This window comes from Amycolatopsis pretoriensis, from assembly GCF_900107925.1.
GTDB classification, from domain to species: Bacteria; Actinomycetota; Actinomycetes; order Mycobacteriales; family Pseudonocardiaceae; genus Amycolatopsis; species Amycolatopsis pretoriensis.
In genome coordinates this window covers 118,147-134,735 of the sequence record NZ_FNUJ01000005.1, presented here as the reverse complement: position 1 = coordinate 134,735, position 16,589 = coordinate 118,147, and the positions used below count along the sequence as shown (strand labels likewise).

Below are 16,589 nucleotides of genomic sequence, written 5' to 3'. Positions count from 1 at the left end.
TGTGCACTTCAGGCCACCCCGGCCGACCTGCGGGTCGATTTGTTACCCGGGCTTCGGCCGCCGGCCGTTCACCCGGGCGGCAGGACGGTCGCGACGTTGTCCCGAATCGCCTTGAGGCGGACTTGCAGCTCGGCGGAATCCCCGGTTTCGGGCTGGGAAACGCCGACTCCCACCACGACGGCGCCCGAGGAGTACCAGAGGAGGGCGACCCAGCCGGCGGTCCCCCGCTGCGTGTACATCAGGTCGTTGTCCGTGGGGCCGATCCGGGTGGCGGCCAGGTGCGCCCCCGAGAGGTTGTTGCGAAGGCCCGCCGCGAGGTGCTTGGCGTCGAAGACGGACAGCGTCGGGATCGCCATCAGCAGGTTGCCGTTGTGCGGCTTGTCCCGGTCCGACGACGCGCGGAAGATGATCTCCCTGGCGTTGTGGGTCTGGAGCTGCTTGGCGTCGGCTTCGGTGATGACCTTGGCCTCGAGCGCCTTGTCGATCGACATCGTCGAGTCGTCGTCGTTCGGCTTGCCCGGCAGCGCCGGCAGCCGCTGGTCGAGCGGGGCCTGCGGGTCGATGGCGCCGTCCGTCGGCACCGCGGTGGTCGGTATCGGGGGCAGCGCGGCGTCCGAGGGGGCGTCGGTCCGGGTGCCGAGCCAGTACGTGCCCCCGACGACCAGGACGAGGACCACCACCACGCCGAGGGTGAGGAGCAGCCAGGCCGGACGGCGTTGCCCGTCTTCGCCCCCGGTGAACCGGTGCCGGTGGCGCCCGGGCTCGGCCTCGGGGTCCGCCGGCGCACCGGCGTCCGTCGCGACCGGCGGGAATCGGCTCAGCGGCGACTGCTGCGGCACTTGGCCGCCGACGCTCAGGTACCGGGTCGGGACGATGTCGGCCGGGCTCGGCGCGGTGGTCATGTGGTCCGGCAGGACGGGGATCCCGCTCGGGGCCGGCGTCTTCGCCGCCTGCGGGGACCGCATCCAGGGGCGTTCTTGCGGGGTCACCGGCTTCGAACCGGGCCGCGGGGCGGGAACGGGCGAGGACGGTGTGGCCGGCGGGACCGCCGCGGGGTTGGTGCTCTGCCAGGAACGCGGTCCGCCCGGCCGGCGCAACGGTGAAGGAACCGGAGAGGGCACGGTCGCCCCGGACGCGGCGGCGAGGAGCTCGTCCCGTTGCTTGCGGTGTGTCGCGGGCTCGATTCGCCCGGCTGCCAGGTCCGCGTCGAGTCGGCGCAGATCGTCCTGCCAGCTCATGTTCGACCCCCATCCACCGTTCGGGGCATCAGTCTGGCACGAAGGGCCGACCTGCGAGGTTGCGGTTTGCGATTGATCCGCAACGTAGCGGAAGACAAGGAGTTTGGGGAGTCTTCGCCGGGCGCCCGGTGCTCTGCCCCGAAGGGGTGACTTTCCGCCGTGTCGGTGAACGCCGTCCCACTCCCACACGCCTTCTGAGCAGAGCATCGGCCCGGAGAGGAGGCACCGTGATCTGGATCTGCCTGGTGAGCGTCCTCGCCGTCGTGTTCCTGGTCCGGGCGTCGCGCGTGGTGCGCCGGGTCAGGCGGAGTGACGTGGGGTGACCAGCCCCGACTCGTAGGCCAGCACCACCAGCTGCGCCCGGTCGCGCGCGCCGATCTTCGTCATGATGCGGCTGACGTGCGTGCGGGCCGTCGCGGTGGAGATCACCAGGTGGGCCGCGATCTCGTCGTTCGACATGCCGCCCGCGACCAGGCCCAGCACCTCGCGCTCGCGGTCGGTGATCTCGCGGACGGCGCTGGTGTCGATGCGCCGGTTCTCCGGGCGGCCGACGAACTCCTGGATCAGCCGGCGCGTGACCGTCGGCGCCAGCAGCGCTTCGCCGCTCGCGACGACCCGCAGCGCGCGGAGCAGCTCGACCGGTTCGGTGTCCTTGAGCAGGAACCCGCTGGCGCCCGCGCGCAGGGCTTCGTAGACGTACTCGTCGACGTCGAAAGTGGTCAGGACCAGCACCTTCGTCCCGGCGAGGTCGGGGTTCGCGGTGATCCGGCGGGTGGCTTCGAGGCCGTCGACCCCCGGCATCCGGACGTCCATCACGACGATGTCCGGCTTGTGCTCGACCGCGCCGGCGACCGCCTGCTCGCCGTCGCCGGCCTCGCCGACGACGTCGAAGCCGTCTTCGGTCTCCAGCAGCACGCGGAACCCGGCGCGGACCAGGACCTGGTCGTCGGCCAGCAGGACGCGGATCATGCTTCCCCCTCGATCGGTAGCTCGACGCACACTTCGAAACCGCCGTCGACCGGCCCGGCGGTGCACCGCCCACCGAGCGCGGCGGCGCGTTCGCCCATGCCCCGCAGGCCGTGCCCCGGGGTCGGCTGGGCGGTGCCGCGGCCGTCGTCGCGCACTTTCATGACGAAAGCTCCGGGTTTTCGCTCGAACCGGACATCGACGTGGTCCGGCTGGTCGGCGTGCCGGACGACGTTCGTCAGCGACTCCTGCAGGATCCGGTAGGCGGCCGCGTCGACGGGCGCCGGGAGGTCGCCCGCCTCGCCGTGGACGTCGACGCTGAGCCCGGCGTCGCGCGCGTGGTCCAGCAGTTCGGCGGCCTGGGCGAGGCTCGGCGCGGGCGCCTTGTCCTCCCCCGAGCGCAGCACGGCCAGGGTCGCGCGCAGGTCGTTGAGCGCGGACGCGCTGGCGGCCTTGATGTTGAGCAGCGCCTCTTTCGCCTGCTCGGGCCGCCGGTCGGCGACGTGCGCGGCGACGCCGGCCTGGACGTTGATCATGGCGAGGCTGTGCGCGACGACGTCGTGGACCTCGCGCGCGATCCGCAGCCGTTCCTGCTCGGCGAGCCGGTGCCGGTGCTCGTCGGCCTGTTCGCGCCGGGCGGCGAGCGCGTCGAGCTGGTACCGGACGGCGGTCCCGACCCCGATGACGGCGGTCAGCCAGACGACGAGGAACGCGGCCCCGGCTTCCAGCGCGAACGACCCGGTGGTGACGACGTGCACGACGTAGGCGGCGGCGAGCGCGCAGCTGCCGGTGATTCCCGCGACGAGCGGACCGCGCTGCCGGGTCAGGACGAACAACGCGATGGTCGGTACCAGGATGACCGGCCCGCCGGGCAGGCCGGAGGCGTAGTAGCCGAACGCGGAGGCGGCCGTGACCAGGAAGAGCGTCAGCGGGAAGCGGTGGACGAGCAGGAGGGTGAGCCCGGTCCCGACGAGCCACAACGCGGCGCCCGGCGTCATCGGCGGCGAGGCGGGATCCCACCGCGACGCGCCGCTGGTCGCCCCGAGCACGAACCCGGTGACCACGATGGTGCGCACGACGCGCCCCACCCACGGGGACCAGCCCGGCTGCCATCTCATGCCGCGAAAACTACCGGTCACGCCACGGCGGCGCGTCCGTCCCGGAGCGGGCTCCCGGCGTACGTCGTCAGTCGAACATGAAGGGCAGCTTCGCCGCCGTCTCCGCGTCGGCCGGGGTGTAGGTCGACATCGTGATCTCCGAGCGGCGGCCGTAGTAGAGGTAGGTGAAGTTGAACCGCAGCAGGCCGACGTCCGGGTGCAGGTACCGCTTGGTGCGGATCGGCTCGGAATTGACGTCGTGGTGCGGCCACAGCTCGGCGAACAGCGGCGACTCCGCCTTGAGGCGCTTGACCAGGCTCTTCCACGCCGGTTCGGCGACGTGCTCGGCCATCGCCGCGCGGAAGGACGCGATCACGCGCGGGATGTTCGTGTCCCAGTCGAGCATGCGCTTGCGCCACTCCGGGTTGAGCAGGCACTGGACCAGGGTGTTGCGGTCCTCGAACGGGATCTGGTCGACCTCGCCCATCAGCCAGGTGTAGCCGCGGTTGTAGGCCAGCAGGTCGCAGCGAGCGTTGCGCACGGCGACCGGGTACGGCTCCAGCTTCTTGAGCATCAGCTCCATCGCCGGCGTGATGACCTGGCAGTCCTTCTCGCCCTCGGGCTCGGGCGCGCCGGCCAGGCGGAAGAGGTGGGTGTGCTCGTGCGGGTCGAGGCGCAGCGTGCGCGCGATCGCCTGCAGCACCTGCTCGGACGCGTTGATGTCGCGGCCCTGCTCCAGCCACGTGTACCAGGTGACCCCGACGCCGGCGAGCTGCGCGACCTCTTCGCGGCGCAGCCCCGGCGTCCGCCGGCGGCCCTGCAGCGGGAGCCCGACCTGCTCGGGCGTGATCCGCTCGCGACGGCTGCGCAGGAACCTCGCGAGTTCCTGCCGGCGGACATCGGATTCGACGGCGGTGGTCATGGTGCCAGGATCGCACGTCTTCGAACCTGGTACCAGGTAGTCGCAATACCTGGATAAACGACAACTGGTACCAGTTTAAATCCAGGACGATCGTAGTACCCATGACCACGACAGAACTCGCGCCGAGCACCCCCGGCGCCCCCACCCGGCCGGGACTGACCCCCGCCGGCCTGGTCACGGTGCTGCTGGGGGCGGCACTGCCCATCATCGACTTCTTCATCGTCAACGTGGCGCTGCCGACGATCAATGCCGACCTCCACGCGTCCACGGCCACCTTGGAGCTGGTGGTGGCGGCGTACGGCATCGCGTACGCGGTCCTGCTGGTGGTCGGCGGCCGCCTCGGCGACTCGTTCGGCCGGCGCCGGCTGTTCCTCACGGGCCTGTGGCTGTTCACTTTGACGTCCCTGGCCTGCGGAATCGCCCCGACGGCGACCACGCTGGTGATCGCCCGCGCCGCGCAGGGGGCGGCGTCGGCGTTGCTGCTGCCGCAGGTGCTCTCGATCATCCAGGCGACGACGTCCGGCGAAGCGCGTTCGAAGGCTCTCGGCCTGTTCGGCGCGACGGGCGGCCTCTCGACGGTCGTCGGCCAGCTGCTGGGCGGCGCCCTGGTGGCGGCGGATCTCTGGGGTACGGGCTGGCGGCCGATCTTCCTGGTCAACGTCCCGATCGGCCTGGTCGTGCTGGTGATGGCCCGCCGGCTGCCGGAGAGCCGCGCGCACAACCCGCTGGGCGTCGACCGGCTCGGGACGCTCCTGCTGGCGGTCACCCTGATGTCGTTCCTGATCCCGCTGATGGAGGGCCGCGCCCTGGGCTGGCCGGCGTGGACGATCGCGCTGCTGATCGTGTCGCCCTTCGCCGCGGCGGCGTTCGTGCACGTCGAACGGCGTCAGGAGCGTCTCGGTGGGACGCCGTTGCTGCCGCCGTCGGTGATGCGGCTACCGAGCGTCCGGCGCGGGCTGATGGTGGGGATCCCGTTCTTCGGGGCGTTCGGTTCGTTCATGTTCGTGTACGCGATGACGCTGCAGGAGGGTTTGCACTTCGGGCCGCTCGGCGCGGGTGTCGCGCTGACGCCGCTGGCGGTCGCGTACTTCACGGTGTCGATGCTGAGTAGCCGGTTAGTCGCGCGGTACGGCCAACGCGTGGTCCCCATCGGCGGCGCGATCACGGCCGTTGGAATGGTGGCGCTGCTGTGCACGACGCTGTCGGCTTGGCCGCACGTGACGGTGCTCGATCTGGCGCCGTCGATGGTGGCGATCGGGGTCGGGAACGCGCTGGCGATGACGACGTTGTTCCGGATCGTGTTGTCGCACGTGCCGACGGATTTGGCCGGGGTCGGGTCGGGTGTGATGACGACCAATCAGCAGACGTCGCTGGCGTTGGGTGTGGCGACTTTGGGGAGTCTGTACGCGGCGCTTTCGGGTTCGCTGGGAAGCCGGGACGCGTTCGCGTGGGTGATCGGAGTGGTGGCGCTGCTGGCGATGGTGGTCGCGATCACCGGACGGCGGTTGCCGGACCCCCGGGTGTGAAGTGCGGCGGAGCCGGGTTCATCCTGGCTCCGCCGCAACGGCAAGACGCTTCAAGAACTCGATCGACGCAACCTCGCCGAGAGCGACCTTGGCGAGGTGCTTGAACTGCATGTGCGCCTCGGCGATCTCCTTGGGCCGGTCGAGGTGGAGCGCACCGAAGCCGCCACACGTGTAGACGAGGCCCGGCTCTTCGGGATCGGGGAAGTCGAGGATCGTGAAGCCGCCGCTCAGCCCGATGTGCAGTCCCGCGGCGCAAGGCACGACTTGGACCACGAGGTTCGGCAGCGCGGTGCGCTCGATGATCCGCTCCAGCTGCGCCCGAGGGCACCGGGGAGGCCGGAGTGCGACTTCGTCGATGATCAGGTGCACGCGGAAGTCCGGGTCACGGCAGAGCCTGCGCTGGCGCTTGGTCCGCACCTCGGTCATCGCGGTGACCTGGTCGCCGGTCCACGGGATTGCCGAGTCTTCGAACACCCGGCGCGCGTAGGCCTCGGTCTGGAGGAGTCCGGGTACCAGCCCGACCTCGATCCCGCGGACACGAGAGGCACTTGCCTCGGCACCCACGTAGCCGAAGTCGCGCGGCGGGTTCCGCGGCCACCAACCCGGCTCCTTGGCCTGGTCGAGCATCCGCACGTACTCTTCGTACTCCGAAGCGAGCACGCCGTAGCGATCCAGCAAAGCCAGGAAGTCGTTGTACCCCGGCAAGTGGCCCTGCTCGATGCGGCTCAGCTTCGACTTCGAGATCCGGATCGGCTCACCGGCTTCCGACTGGGTCAGCCCGGCACGCTCCCGCAGCCTGCGCAACGAGCGGCCGACCTGCCGGCGCGGGAACGGTGGCCTGGTGGGTCGTGGCACTCGATCACCTCCGCGGCGAGCGTAGGAGCGCGACTCCGGCGGTGGGATTCCCACGTTTCCGGCGCCCTCGTTCGAGGTCGGAACGCGAACCTGCAGGTCATGGACAGGTACGGCTACCCCCACGAGCTCGAGTACCGGCGTGAGGCCGACGGCTCGCGGGTGCACGAATACACCGAACTCGTCGACGACATGGGGTTCGTCCTCGAGCACCGCAGCGAGCGGTACCAGGGGTGGACCGTCCGGTACGGGACCGCCTGCGCGCACGACTACCTGTCCCGCAAGCGGGCCCGGCCCGGGACCTTCGTCGTCAGCGTCTACCGGCTGTTCCCGGGGCGGCGGGACCACGTCGTCACCATCCGGGTGACCTGGCCGCCGAAAAAAGCCAAAGTTCACCCGTCGGAAAAGCCGCGCGCCGGACGACGATGAGGGTGTGACGGAACCTCGGGTACGACCGGACCCGGCCTTCGCGCTGCTCGGGCTCTACGAGACCGCGCTGCCGGAGGTCTACGGGTACCTGCTGTCCCGGTGCGGTGACCGCACGCTCGCCGAGGAGCTGACGTCCGAGACGTTCCTCGGGGCGGTCGCCGCCTGTCGCAAGGAGTACGCACCTCCAGTGAGCACCGGGTGGCTGATCGGCGTCGCCCGGCACAAGCTCGCCGACCACTGGCGGCGCAAAGAACGTGAGGAACGCGGGCTGCGGCTGGTGCACGACAGCGAGCCGGACGTCGACGACCCGTGGGACGAGCGGCTCGACGCCCTGCGCGCGAGACAGGTGCTCGAATCCCTCGGGTCGCACCACCGCGCGGCCTTGACCCTGCGGTACGTCGACGGTCTCGGCGTGCCCGAAGTCGCCGGCCACCTGGGTCGCAGCGTGCACGCCACGGAGGCGTTGCTCGTGCGGGCCCGTGCCGCGTTCCGGCGCGCCTACGAGGAGAAGGAGGGTCGCGATGCCTGAGCCTTTCGACGCGCTTCGCCGTCCCTCCGCGCGGGTCGTCCCCGACCCGGACTTCGCCGCCGAACTGCGCGACAACCTGCGTCGCGTCATCTTGAACGGAGCCGATATGACGACCACGTCCGAAGCGCCGGCCACCGCCGCCGAACTGCGCTCGCTGACGCCGTACCTCGCCGTGTCCGACGCGCGGGCCGCGCTCGACTTCTACGTCGAGGTGTTCGGCGCGGTACGCCGGGGCGAGCCGATCCTGATGGACGACGGCCGCATCGGGCACGCGGAGCTGGCCATCGGCGACGCGGTCCTGATGCTCGCCGAGGAGCACCCGGAGATCGGCCACGTCGCGCCGCGCGAAGGGGGCGCGTCGGTGCGGGTGGAGGTGCCCGACGCGGACGTCTCGGTGAACCGCGCACTGGAGCTGGGCGCGACGCTGATCCGCGCGGTGAGCGACTCGCCGTACGGCCGCGGCGGCTCGTTCCGCGACCCGTTCGGCCAGCGTTGGCTGGTCTCGCAGGCGGCACCCGCGCGCCCGGCTCCCCACGGCTCGGCGATGTACTTCACGTTACAGGTCCCGGAGGCGGAGCCGGCGAAGTCGTTCTACGGCGCGGTGCTGGGCTGGGAGTTCACCCCGGGTTCGGTGTCCGACGCGTGGGGTTTCTCGGGCCCGGGCCTCGAGGGCGGCCTGTGGGCAGGCGACCGCCAGGTGGGCTGGAAGCTGATGTACGCGGTCGAGGACCTCGAATCCGCTTTGACCCGCGTGCGGGAGCAGGGCGGCCGGACGGGCGAAGTGGAGAACCACCCGTACGGCACGACGGCCGACTGCGCCGACAACCAGGGCATCGAGTTCTGGCTGTGGGAGAAGCCCTAACGGCCGGCCGCGTAGCCCTGCATTCCGCGGGCGTTGGCCGCCGCTCGCAGCAGGCCTTCGGACTTCGAGACCGCTGACAACCTGCCCAAGGCCCAGTCGCCCGCGTCCACCAGCGAGTGGCCGCGGGCGCGGAGGGCGTCCAATGTGGACGAACCCAGCCGGGACTCCACCACCAGCTCGCGCGGGTTCCAGGAGCGCGGGTAGAAGGAACTCGGGAACGCCGTCGTGTGCCATGCCGGTGAGTCGATCGACTCCTGCAGGTTCAGGCCGCCGTACACGTGGGCCAGCCAGAAACACAGCTGCCACTGGTCCTGCTGGTCGCCGCCCGGTGTGCCGAACGCCAGCGTCGGGACGCCGCCGCGCAACGCCAGCGACGGCGACAACGTGATCCGGGGACGTTTGCGCGGCGCCAACGAGTTCGGTAGGCCCTCCTCCAGCCAGAACATCTGGCCACGGGAGTCGAGGCAGAAGCCCAGCGACGGGATCGTCGGGCTCGACTGCAGCCAACCGCCGGACGGGGTCAGGGACACCAGGTTGCCCGCCGCGTCGACGACGTCCAGGTGGACCGTGTCGCCGCGGGTCTGGCCCTGGGGACCGACCGTCGGCTCGCCCGTCGCTCCGCCCTCCGCCTGGACTCCCTGCAGCGAGTCCAAGATCGCCGGGAGACGCGCTGGGCCGCGGGCGTCGCCGGGCCGGAGCGCAGGAGACGCCGTGTCGGTGATCAAAGCACGTCGAGCATCGGTGTAAGCAGCAGAGAGCAGCACGTCCAGCGGCACGTCCGTGTCGCCGTACCACGCCTCGCGGTCCGCGAACGCCAGCTTCGCCGCCTCGGTCGCCAGGTGCACCGTGCGCTCCGACGGGATTCCGTCCACATAGGACAGCTCGTCACGGAAGCCGTGCAACAGCAACGCCTGCTGCAACAACGCGGGTCCCTGCGTCCAGCCGCCCATCTTGACCAGGCGCCAGTCGTCGACGTCCACGAACGCCGGCTCCTCGTACGTCGCCGACCACGATGCCAGGTCTTCGCCCGTCAGCAGCCCCGCGTGGTCGCGGCCGGAGTCGTCGCGGAACGCCTGACGGCTGAACGAATCGATCGCTTCCGCGACGAACCCCTGTGACCAGGCCCGACGTCCCGCGTCGATCTGCGCCTCACGGCCCGGGACCGACTCCGCTTCCCGCAGCAGACGCTCCCACGTGTCCGCCAGGGCCGGGTTCCGGTGCAGGCCGGAAGCCGGCTTGCCGGAAGGCATCCACAGGGCGGCGGACGTCGGCCAGTGCTCGGTGAACAGCTGAGACACCGCGCTGATCGTGTCGCCGACCCGCGACACCAGCGGGACGCCGTTGCGCGCGTAGCCGATCGCGTACGACAGCACCGTGCGCAGCGGCTTCGTCCCGTAGTCGCGCAGCAGCAGGAGCCACGCGTCCCACGCGCCCGGGACCGTCGCCGGGAGGAGGCCGCTGCCCGGGATCAGCTCCAGCCCGAGCGACGCGAAATGCGCGACGGTGGCCCCCGCGGGCGACGGGCCTTGGCCGGCCAGTGCCCGCGGGGTCGGGTCGTCCGCCGTCACGAAGAGGCCCGGTACCTGGCCCGCCGGCCCGCACAGGTGCGGCTCGGCGACCTGCAGGACGAACCCGGCGGCGACCGCCGCATCGAACGCGTTGCCGCCGTCCTCCAGCACCGCCATCCCGGTGGCCGAAGCCAGCCAGTGCGTCGATGCCACCATCCCGAAGGTGCCGGTCAGCTCCGGCCTCGTCGTGAACATGCCCCGATAGTACGCAACGCTAACGAATTACCAAGCCGTCGGCCGCCGCCGCTCCGGCTCGTACGGCTGCGTGATGATCTCCATCCCGTTCCCGCCGGGATCGAGGAAGTAGACGCCACGGCCGCCGTGGTTGTGGTTGATTTCGCCGATCTGCTTCATCTGCGGATCGGCGGAATAGGTCACGCCCGTTTCGAGGAGCCGCGCGAAGACGGCGTCGAAGTCGTCTTCGGGGACCAGGAAGCAGTAGTGCTGCAGGCGAAGGTCCGCTTCGGGGACGCTCGCGAAGTCCAGCCGGACGCCGTTGCGCGTCTCGACGGGGATGAACGGACCCCACTCGTCCCCGACCTCGAGGCCGAGCAGGTTCGCCAGGAATTCGGCGGATTCCCGGTTGTTCCGGGACGGGATGATCAGATGGTTCAACTCAACGGAAACTGACACGGTTGAAATGCCTCCACGGGCACTCCCGCCACCTCCATGCCTCACCCAGCCGGTGACCGACACGCGATGCCGTGCTGATCACCTTAGCCAAGCGGGCCGCGTCAGGAAACCTTGATCCGCGCCGCCGCCCGCGGCCGCCCGACGCCCTGCCAGGACAGCCCCGCGTCGACGATCGCCCGCGGGTCCAGCAGGTTCCGCGTGTCGACGACGTCGATGCCCTCCATCAGCTCCGCCATCGCGGCCCAGTCGAGGTGCTTGAACTCGGCCCACTCGGTCAGCACGACGACGGCGTCGGCGTCCTTCGCGACCTGGTAGGCGTCGTCGACCACGGTCATCCCGGCGATCTCGCCGTCGACGGCCGGGTCGTAGGCGACCAGGTCCGCGCCCAGCGCGCACAGCACCGACGCGACGGCGAGCGCGGGCGAGTCGCGCAGGTCGTTCGTGCCCGCCTTGAACGCCAGGCCCAGCACGCCGATCCGCGCGCCGGCGAGCGTGCCGCCGACCGCGCCGGCGATCTTCGCGACGATCCGGTCGCGCTGGGCGATGTTCTCGTCGATCGCCGAGGTCAGCATCTTGAAGTCGTAGTTGACCGACTCGGCCACCTTGACCAGCGCGCTCGTGTCCTTCGGCAGGCACGAGCCGCCCCAGCCCGGGCCGGGCTTGAGGAACGTCCGCCCGATCCGGCGGTCGTAGCCCATGCCTTCGGTGACGAGGTCGATGTCGGCGCCGAGCCGTTCGCACAGCTCGGCGATCGAGTTGACGTAGGACAGCTTCAGCGCGAGGTAGCAGTTCGCGGCGTACTTCACGAGTTCCGCGCTGGCCGCGTCGGCGACGACGACCGGCGCGTCCAGCTCGCTGTAGAGCTCGCCGACCCAGTGCGCGGCCGCGAAGTCGTCCGAGCCGACGACGATCCGGTCCGGACCCAGGAAGTCCGCGACCGCGGTGCCCTCGCGGAGAAACTCGGGGTTCGACACCACCGGCACGTCGGTGCGGCCGAGCATCGCCTGGATCCGCTTCGACGTGCCGACCGGCACGGTCGACTTGGTGACCAGCGCGCAGCCGGCGGGCAGGACGTCGCCGATCTCGGCGGCCACCGCCTCGACCGCGCGCAGGTCCGCCGAGCCACCCGCACCCATCGGCGTCGGGACGCACAGGAACACCGCCTGGGCGTCGCGAACCGCGTCGCGCGCGCCGACGACGAACTGGAGGCGGCCGGCCGCGATCCCGCGGGTGACCAGGTCGGCCAGCCCCGGTTCGAGGATGTCCACGCGCCCGGCGGCGAGGCGCGAGACCTTCGCCCGGTCGACGTCCACGCAGGTGACGGAATGACCCAGACCGGCCAGGCAGGCCCCCGTGGTCAAGCCGACGTAACCGGTCCCTACCACCACGATCCGAGCTGGCGTCATGGTGCTGAAGGTGACAGCCCGAGTTGACCACGACGCTAACGGAACCGGTCGTACCCGGGAGCGGTGAGCGAAGACACGAACCCCGCGTGCGAACGAGCGTTAACCTGAGGCGGCGAACAGGACCACGAAGGGAACGGCACAGATGCAGATCACCGACACCGCGGCGCTCGTCACGGGTGGCGCGTCCGGCCTCGGCGGGGCGACGGCGAAGGCCCTCGCGGCCAAGGGCGCGCGGGTGTTCGCGCTCGACCTGGCGCCGTCCATCGAGAAGGCCGAGAAGATCGACGGCATCACCTACGTCGAGGCCGACGTCACCGACGTCGAGCAGGTCGAAGCCGCCGTCTCGACCGCGTCCGGCTCGGGCGTACCGCTGCGGACCGTCGTGAACTGCGCCGGCATCGGGCCGTCCGCGCGGATCCTGTCCAAGAAGGGCCGCCACGACCTCGCGCTGTACGCGAAGGTCATCCAGATCAACCTCGTCGGGACGTTCAACGTCCTCACGGTCGCGTCCGAAGCGATCGCCAAGACCGAGCCGCTCGAGGACGACGCCCGCGGCGTCATCATCAACACCGCGTCGATCGCCGCGTTCGACGGCCAGATCGGGCAGGTCGCCTACTCGTCGTCCAAGGGCGGCGTCGTCGGCATGACGCTCCCGGCGGCCCGCGACCTGGCCTCGCACGGCATCCGCGTGCTGACCATCGCGCCCGGCATCGTCGACACCCCGATGCTGGCCACGGTCAGCGACGAGTTCCGCGCGACGCTCGCCGCCGGCATCCCGTTCCCGAAGCGCCTCGCGCGGCCGGACGAGTACGCGCAGCTCGCGCTGTCGCTCATCGACCACGACTACCTGAACGGCGAGGTCGTCCGCATGGACGGTTCACTCCGGATGGCCCCGCGCTGACCCCTAAGGGGCGTAGCTTTCACGTGAAAGCTACGCCCCCAGGTGGGAGCTTTCACGTGAAAGCTCCGGGTCAGCGGGTGAGGCGGACCTCCAGGCCGACGCCGTCGGCCGTCACCGAGCAGCCGCCGAAAGCGCTTTCGGCGGCCAGCGCCTCGAACTGCTCGCGCGTGAACGCCCGGCGCCGCAGCCACCCCAGCGTCTGCCGGACGGTGAAGCCGCTGACCACGCCGACGTTCATCCCGGCGACCTCGCGGCCGATGTCCGCGGCGGTGGCCTCGTGGTTGAGGTCGTGGATCACCGCGAACCCGCCCGGCCGCAGCACGCGGTGCATCTCGTTCAGCGCGGCCACCGGCTGCCGGAAGTTCTTGAACGCGGCCTGGCAGACGAGGAAGTCGAACGACTCCGCGGCGAACGGCGCGTGCGTGATGTCGCCCTGACGGAAGTCGATCTCCAGGTCCCCGCGGTTTTCCCGGGCGATCTCGACCATCGTGTGGCTGATGTCGAGCCCGGTGACGCGGAAGCCGAGCTTCGCCACCTCGATGGCGAAGAAGCCGGGGCCGGGCGCCACCTCCAGGATCTCGGCGCCGTCCTCCAGGCCGGACGTGACCTCGGCGGCCTGCTTCCGGTACTGCTTCAGCTGGGCTTCGGTCCCCCGGTTCTTGGCGTACCAGCGGGCCTGGAAACCCTCCATTTCAGGCACCTTGTGCTTGCGGGTCGTCTCCATCGGTTCCTACCTCTCCACGAACTCCCCCAGGTCGTCCGGGAATTCGCCGGTTTCGTGAAAGTGGCGCCAGGCGTCGATGCCCGGTAGCGCGCCCGTGGTCAGTTCTTCGAGGAAGCCGCGCACCCAGCGCCCCTCGGCTTCCGTCATCGCGAGGTCGTACTCGACCTCCACCAGGAACAGCCGCGGCATCAACGGCCGTAGCTGCTCCAGCGCCGTCCGCTGCGCCTCGGCGTGCTCGTCGAGCTGCCCGAGCCGCTCCCGCAGCCGGCTGATCGCCTGGTCCGGACCCAGGACGCCGATCATCGACAGCCCGGCCTTGAACCGCGGCGGTTCCCGGTCGACCGTGCCGACGAGCTCGCGGACCCAGTCCTCGAACTCCGCCCGGCCGGCCGGGGTGATCCGGTAGACGGTCCGCTCGGGCCGCCCACCGTCCTTGACGCTTTCGACGGCTTCCAGGAAGCCGTGCTTCTCCAGGTTCGTGACGACCGTGTACAGCGATCCCCACTTGATCGGCATGTCGGCGTCCTTGCCGCGTTGCTTCAGCACGGCCGCCATCTCGTACGGGTGCATCGCGCGTTCCAGCGCGACGGACAGCACGGCCAGGCCCAGCATGCTGGCGACCTTCCGCTTCTTCATGCCGACTCCTCGTTCACGAGTACTCGCAGACGAGTATGCACTCCGACACGCCAGTCGGCAAGTGTCTTAGTCAGTGAACTACTCAGAGATCGAACATGTACGGCACTTCGGCCTGCGCCCGGACGTCGATCCACTCGCGCAGCGCGTGCGTCGCCAGGACGTCATCCTCGTTGTAGCGCAGCAGGCGCTCGCGCTGGCCGGCGTCCGGCGTCTCGCCGTCCATGCCGACCGCGTCGCGGTACCAGCGCATCGACGCCTCGCCGCCCGCCTCCGGGTCGCGCCACGAGAAGCCGGCCACCGGGGCGATCACCTTCAGGCCCTTGCCCTGGGAGCACAGGAACTGGTCGGTGACGCTGCGGAAGAGGTCGACCCACTCCTCGGAGTCCACAAAGGACTGGACTTCCTTCTTCGCGGGGATGCCCGGGTGGTCACCGAAGCGCTCGACCGAGCCGAAGAGCCAGCGGTTCTCGGCGAGCGCGTTGTAGCAGTACGCGCGGAAGGTCAGTCCCGCCGCTTCGGTGCGCTCGCGGATGTCCGTCAGCCACGCCCAGAATTCGGCGAACGACCGGGCTTCGTCGCCGGTCGGCAGCGGGTCCCACGTCGCGAAGGCGCGGTAGCCCGGCGCGACACCGATGTCGGCCCCCGTGAGCAGGCAGCCCCAGAGGTACGCGCCGGCGTCGCCGAAGCTCTCCATGTCGACGTCGACCTCGACGTCGGCGCGGGGCACCTCGACGCGGTCGACGCGGCGGACCAGCGTCAGGTCGGCGAGCCACGCGCGAGCCAGGACGACGGCGTCCGGGAACGTCACACCCGTCCAGTTCACCGCCGGTGCCTCGCCGGTGGGGTCGAGCGCGGCCAGCTTGTCCACAGTGGACACCCCGGCGCGGCGCAGCTCCACCGCGTCCTCGCCGCGCACGACGAGGCTGACGTCGCGGGTCTCCGTCAGCACCACTTCGCACGTCGGCCACCACGGGCAGCGGCGGCACTCCAGCACGCGCGACGGCTCGGCCAGTGGTTCCTCGCCGTTCGCGGCCGCCGTCGCGATGGCGAGCCGGTCGGCGAAGCGGACCTGGTACTCGGTGAGCGCGCTGCGCCCACCGGGCCAGGTGCCCGCGGTGAGGTCGTGCCAGACGACGACGTCGGCGTCGAGGCCGATGACGCCGCCGAGGGCGAGGCTCTCGTCGGCCTGCCCGAGCGTCTGCAGCATGCGGCGGGTGTGCACGAGCTTGAGCTGGTCGCGCGGCTGCGACCGGACCTTGCGGCTCTCGTCGGCCGTGCGGTGCGCCGGGTCGAGGTCGGTCAGCTCGGTGACGATCGCGCCGGCGCCTCGGTCGGAGATGCGGTGGCGCACGACGAGCACCGGGACGTACCCGCGGCCGGTGCGGACGAGCAGGTCGACGCCGCCGCGCCGGTGCCCGGCCGCGTCGACCGGGAACAGCGCGCCCCAGACGTACTGCGCCTCGGCGGCGAAGGCCCGCTCGGTCAGCTCGACGCGTTCGTGGGCCGGCAGGTCGCGGTCGATCTTCACCCAGTGGCCGGGGTTGGCCGCCATCAGCCTGCTGACGATGTCCTCGCGGTGGGCGGTGGCGTCGGCGATCCGCTGCTGCGCCGTGGGGTCCGGCGGGGAAAGCGGTACCTCGCGCATCGCCGGGTCGTGCTCCAGGTGCACGCGACGACGGCAGCGGCTGACCGCGCCCGCGTCGAGTACCACCTCACCCTGCATGGAGATCACTCTAGATTCCCACCGCCGAGCCGACATGCCCGCCACCCTGGCTACCAGTAAGTTCGACGTCGACACGTCGCAGGAGGTGCCATGGCGCGCAAGGCCAAGGTCGAGGGTGATGCCAGGTTCACCCCCAAGAAGGCGAAGAACGCGGTCGCGGTGGCGAAGGTGCTCGGGCCGGTCGTGATCCCGGTGGTCGCGCCGTTCGCGGTGCGCGCGGCGGGTGCCGCGCGGGACGCGTACGACCGTTACCAGGCGCGCAAGCTGGGCGTTTCGGTCGACCGGCTGGGTGAATACACCGGCCGTGGCGCGGCGCTGCACGCCCGGATCGCGGGTATCGCCGACGGCTGCCGGGACCTGCAGAAGTCGGAGAAGGCGTCGAAGGCGGACCAGGAGTTCGTCAAGGACTCGCTGAGCACGCTGGAGCAGCTGTCGGCGTCGGTGCGCGCGGCGGAGCGGATGCCGGCGGCGCGGCGCAAGTCCGTGCACCGCGCGGTGGCCGGCGAGCTGGAGCGGCTGGAAGGCCAGCTGCTGCACCGGCTCGGGATCTGACGCCACCGGCCGGCACCGCGAAACT

The 16,589-nt window shown here is 70.9% G+C and carries 17 protein-coding genes; 6 read left to right on the top strand and 11 right to left on the bottom strand.

The window, feature by feature from the left end; all coding sequences use genetic code 11:
• Positions 1-68 precede the first annotated feature (68 nt).
• The 4 genes from BLV96_RS22315 to BLV96_RS22300 form a co-directional block, all read right to left on the bottom strand.
• Positions 69-965 carry a hypothetical protein gene (locus BLV96_RS22315; RefSeq protein ID WP_143051013.1) on the bottom strand — a complete coding sequence of 299 codons (897 nt, stop codon included), beginning with the start codon at positions 963-965 and terminating at the stop codon, positions 69-71.
• Between the two features lie 573 nt (positions 966-1,538).
• Positions 1,539-2,207, bottom strand: coding sequence for a response regulator (locus BLV96_RS22310; RefSeq protein WP_086675024.1), 669 nt, complete (start codon positions 2,205-2,207; stop codon positions 1,539-1,541).
• Complete coding sequence (locus BLV96_RS22305) at positions 2,204-3,322, bottom strand: sensor histidine kinase (RefSeq protein WP_086675025.1); 1,119 nt, start codon at positions 3,320-3,322, stop codon at positions 2,204-2,206. The genes BLV96_RS22310 and BLV96_RS22305 overlap by 4 nt, the downstream gene beginning before the upstream one ends.
• A 67-nt stretch (positions 3,323-3,389) precedes the next feature.
• Positions 3,390-4,223, bottom strand: a complete 834-nt coding sequence (locus tag BLV96_RS22300) for a helix-turn-helix transcriptional regulator (RefSeq protein ID WP_086675026.1) — start codon at positions 4,221-4,223, stop codon at positions 3,390-3,392.
• A gap of 101 nt (positions 4,224-4,324) precedes the next feature.
• Between BLV96_RS22300 and BLV96_RS22295 the strand changes: the two genes are divergently transcribed.
• On the top strand, positions 4,325-5,749 hold the full coding sequence (locus tag BLV96_RS22295; RefSeq protein ID WP_086675027.1) for an MFS transporter: 1,425 nt from the start codon (positions 4,325-4,327) through the stop codon (positions 5,747-5,749).
• 18 nt (positions 5,750-5,767) lie between these two features.
• On the opposite strand, the gene BLV96_RS22290 is transcribed toward BLV96_RS22295, so the two are convergent.
• Complete coding sequence (locus tag BLV96_RS22290) at positions 5,768-6,604, bottom strand: helix-turn-helix domain-containing protein (protein ID WP_158104119.1); 837 nt, start codon at positions 6,602-6,604, stop codon at positions 5,768-5,770.
• A gap of 99 nt (positions 6,605-6,703) precedes the next feature.
• On the opposite strand from BLV96_RS22290, the gene BLV96_RS22285 reads away from it, so the two are divergent.
• From BLV96_RS22285 to BLV96_RS22275, 3 genes are read left to right on the top strand one after another with little or no spacing between them, the layout of a single operon-like run.
• Positions 6,704-7,030, top strand: a complete 327-nt coding sequence (locus BLV96_RS22285; protein ID WP_086675050.1) for a hypothetical protein — start codon at positions 6,704-6,706, stop codon at positions 7,028-7,030.
• 4 nt (positions 7,031-7,034) lie between these two features.
• On the top strand, positions 7,035-7,559 hold the full coding sequence (locus BLV96_RS22280) for an RNA polymerase sigma factor (protein WP_086675029.1): 525 nt from the start codon (positions 7,035-7,037) through the stop codon (positions 7,557-7,559).
• The gene (locus BLV96_RS22275) at positions 7,552-8,421 is read left to right on the top strand and encodes a VOC family protein (RefSeq protein WP_086675030.1); all 870 of its coding nucleotides are present in this window, start codon (positions 7,552-7,554) and stop codon (positions 8,419-8,421) included. The genes BLV96_RS22280 and BLV96_RS22275 overlap by 8 nt, the downstream gene beginning before the upstream one ends.
• Here BLV96_RS22275 and BLV96_RS22270 read toward each other — a convergent pair.
• The 3 genes from BLV96_RS22270 to BLV96_RS22260 all read right to left on the bottom strand — a co-directional run bounded on the left by BLV96_RS22270 (position 8,418) and on the right by BLV96_RS22260 (position 12,028).
• Positions 8,418-10,184 carry a gamma-glutamyltransferase family protein gene (locus BLV96_RS22270; RefSeq protein WP_091389452.1) on the bottom strand — a complete coding sequence of 589 codons (1,767 nt, stop codon included), beginning with the start codon at positions 10,182-10,184 and terminating at the stop codon, positions 8,418-8,420. The two genes, BLV96_RS22275 and BLV96_RS22270, sit on opposite strands and share 4 nt — an antisense overlap.
• A gap of 27 nt (positions 10,185-10,211) precedes the next feature.
• Positions 10,212-10,604, bottom strand: a complete 393-nt coding sequence (locus BLV96_RS22265; RefSeq protein WP_341866098.1) for a VOC family protein — start codon at positions 10,602-10,604, stop codon at positions 10,212-10,214.
• A gap of 119 nt (positions 10,605-10,723) precedes the next feature.
• Positions 10,724-12,028, bottom strand: coding sequence for a UDP-glucose dehydrogenase family protein (locus tag BLV96_RS22260; RefSeq protein ID WP_086675031.1), 1,305 nt, complete (start codon positions 12,026-12,028; stop codon positions 10,724-10,726).
• Positions 12,029-12,170: 142 nt separating this feature from the next.
• On the opposite strand from BLV96_RS22260, the gene BLV96_RS22255 reads away from it, so the two are divergent.
• On the top strand, positions 12,171-12,929 hold the full coding sequence (locus BLV96_RS22255; protein ID WP_086675032.1) for an SDR family NAD(P)-dependent oxidoreductase: 759 nt from the start codon (positions 12,171-12,173) through the stop codon (positions 12,927-12,929).
• 70 nt (positions 12,930-12,999) lie between these two features.
• Here the strand turns inward: BLV96_RS22255 and BLV96_RS22250 are convergent, their stop codons facing one another.
• From BLV96_RS22250 to BLV96_RS22240, 3 genes are all read right to left on the bottom strand, one after another.
• A complete protein-coding gene (locus BLV96_RS22250) occupies positions 13,000-13,620 on the bottom strand; it encodes a class I SAM-dependent methyltransferase (protein WP_425266190.1) in 621 nt (206 codons plus the stop codon).
• Positions 13,621-13,659: 39 nt separating this feature from the next.
• On the bottom strand, positions 13,660-14,289 hold the full coding sequence (locus BLV96_RS22245) for a PadR family transcriptional regulator (protein WP_086675034.1): 630 nt from the start codon (positions 14,287-14,289) through the stop codon (positions 13,660-13,662).
• 82 nt (positions 14,290-14,371) lie between these two features.
• Positions 14,372-16,012, bottom strand: coding sequence for a TM0106 family RecB-like putative nuclease (locus BLV96_RS22240; RefSeq protein ID WP_167379695.1), 1,641 nt, complete (start codon positions 16,010-16,012; stop codon positions 14,372-14,374).
• Between the two features lie 90 nt (positions 16,013-16,102).
• On the opposite strand from BLV96_RS22240, the gene BLV96_RS22235 reads away from it, so the two are divergent.
• A complete protein-coding gene (locus BLV96_RS22235) occupies positions 16,103-16,564 on the top strand; it encodes a DUF6474 family protein (protein WP_086675036.1) in 462 nt (153 codons plus the stop codon).
• Positions 16,565-16,589 lie beyond the last annotated feature (25 nt).

What these genes read in the sequence shown, in the direction of transcription:
- BLV96_RS22275 (WP_086675030.1), top strand. Translation starts at nt 7,552, where the DNA reads ATGCCTGAGCCTTTCGACGCGCTTCGCCGTCCCTCCGCGCGGGTCGTC.
- BLV96_RS22235 (WP_086675036.1), top strand. Translation starts at nt 16,103, where the DNA reads ATGGCGCGCAAGGCCAAGGTCGAGGGTGATGCCAGGTTCACCCCCAAG.
- BLV96_RS22260 (WP_086675031.1), bottom strand. Translation starts at nt 12,028, where the DNA reads ATGACGCCAGCTCGGATCGTGGTGGTAGGGACCGGTTACGTCGGCTTG.
- BLV96_RS22285 (WP_086675050.1), top strand. Translation starts at nt 6,704, where the DNA reads ATGGACAGGTACGGCTACCCCCACGAGCTCGAGTACCGGCGTGAGGCC.
- BLV96_RS22250 (WP_425266190.1), bottom strand. Translation starts at nt 13,620, where the DNA reads ATGGAGGGTTTCCAGGCCCGCTGGTACGCCAAGAACCGGGGGACCGAA.
- BLV96_RS22245 (WP_086675034.1), bottom strand. Translation starts at nt 14,289, where the DNA reads ATGAAGAAGCGGAAGGTCGCCAGCATGCTGGGCCTGGCCGTGCTGTCC.
- BLV96_RS22310 (WP_086675024.1), bottom strand. Translation starts at nt 2,207, where the DNA reads ATGATCCGCGTCCTGCTGGCCGACGACCAGGTCCTGGTCCGCGCCGGG.
- BLV96_RS22240 (WP_167379695.1), bottom strand. Translation starts at nt 16,012, where the DNA reads ATGCAGGGTGAGGTGGTACTCGACGCGGGCGCGGTCAGCCGCTGCCGT.
- BLV96_RS22315 (WP_143051013.1), bottom strand. Translation starts at nt 965, where the DNA reads ATGCGGTCCCCGCAGGCGGCGAAGACGCCGGCCCCGAGCGGGATCCCC.
- BLV96_RS22255 (WP_086675032.1), top strand. Translation starts at nt 12,171, where the DNA reads ATGCAGATCACCGACACCGCGGCGCTCGTCACGGGTGGCGCGTCCGGC.
- BLV96_RS22270 (WP_091389452.1), bottom strand. Translation starts at nt 10,184, where the DNA reads ATGTTCACGACGAGGCCGGAGCTGACCGGCACCTTCGGGATGGTGGCA.
- BLV96_RS22295 (WP_086675027.1), top strand. Translation starts at nt 4,325, where the DNA reads ATGACCACGACAGAACTCGCGCCGAGCACCCCCGGCGCCCCCACCCGG.
- BLV96_RS22305 (WP_086675025.1), bottom strand. Translation starts at nt 3,322, where the DNA reads ATGAGATGGCAGCCGGGCTGGTCCCCGTGGGTGGGGCGCGTCGTGCGC.
- BLV96_RS22300 (WP_086675026.1), bottom strand. Translation starts at nt 4,223, where the DNA reads ATGACCACCGCCGTCGAATCCGATGTCCGCCGGCAGGAACTCGCGAGG.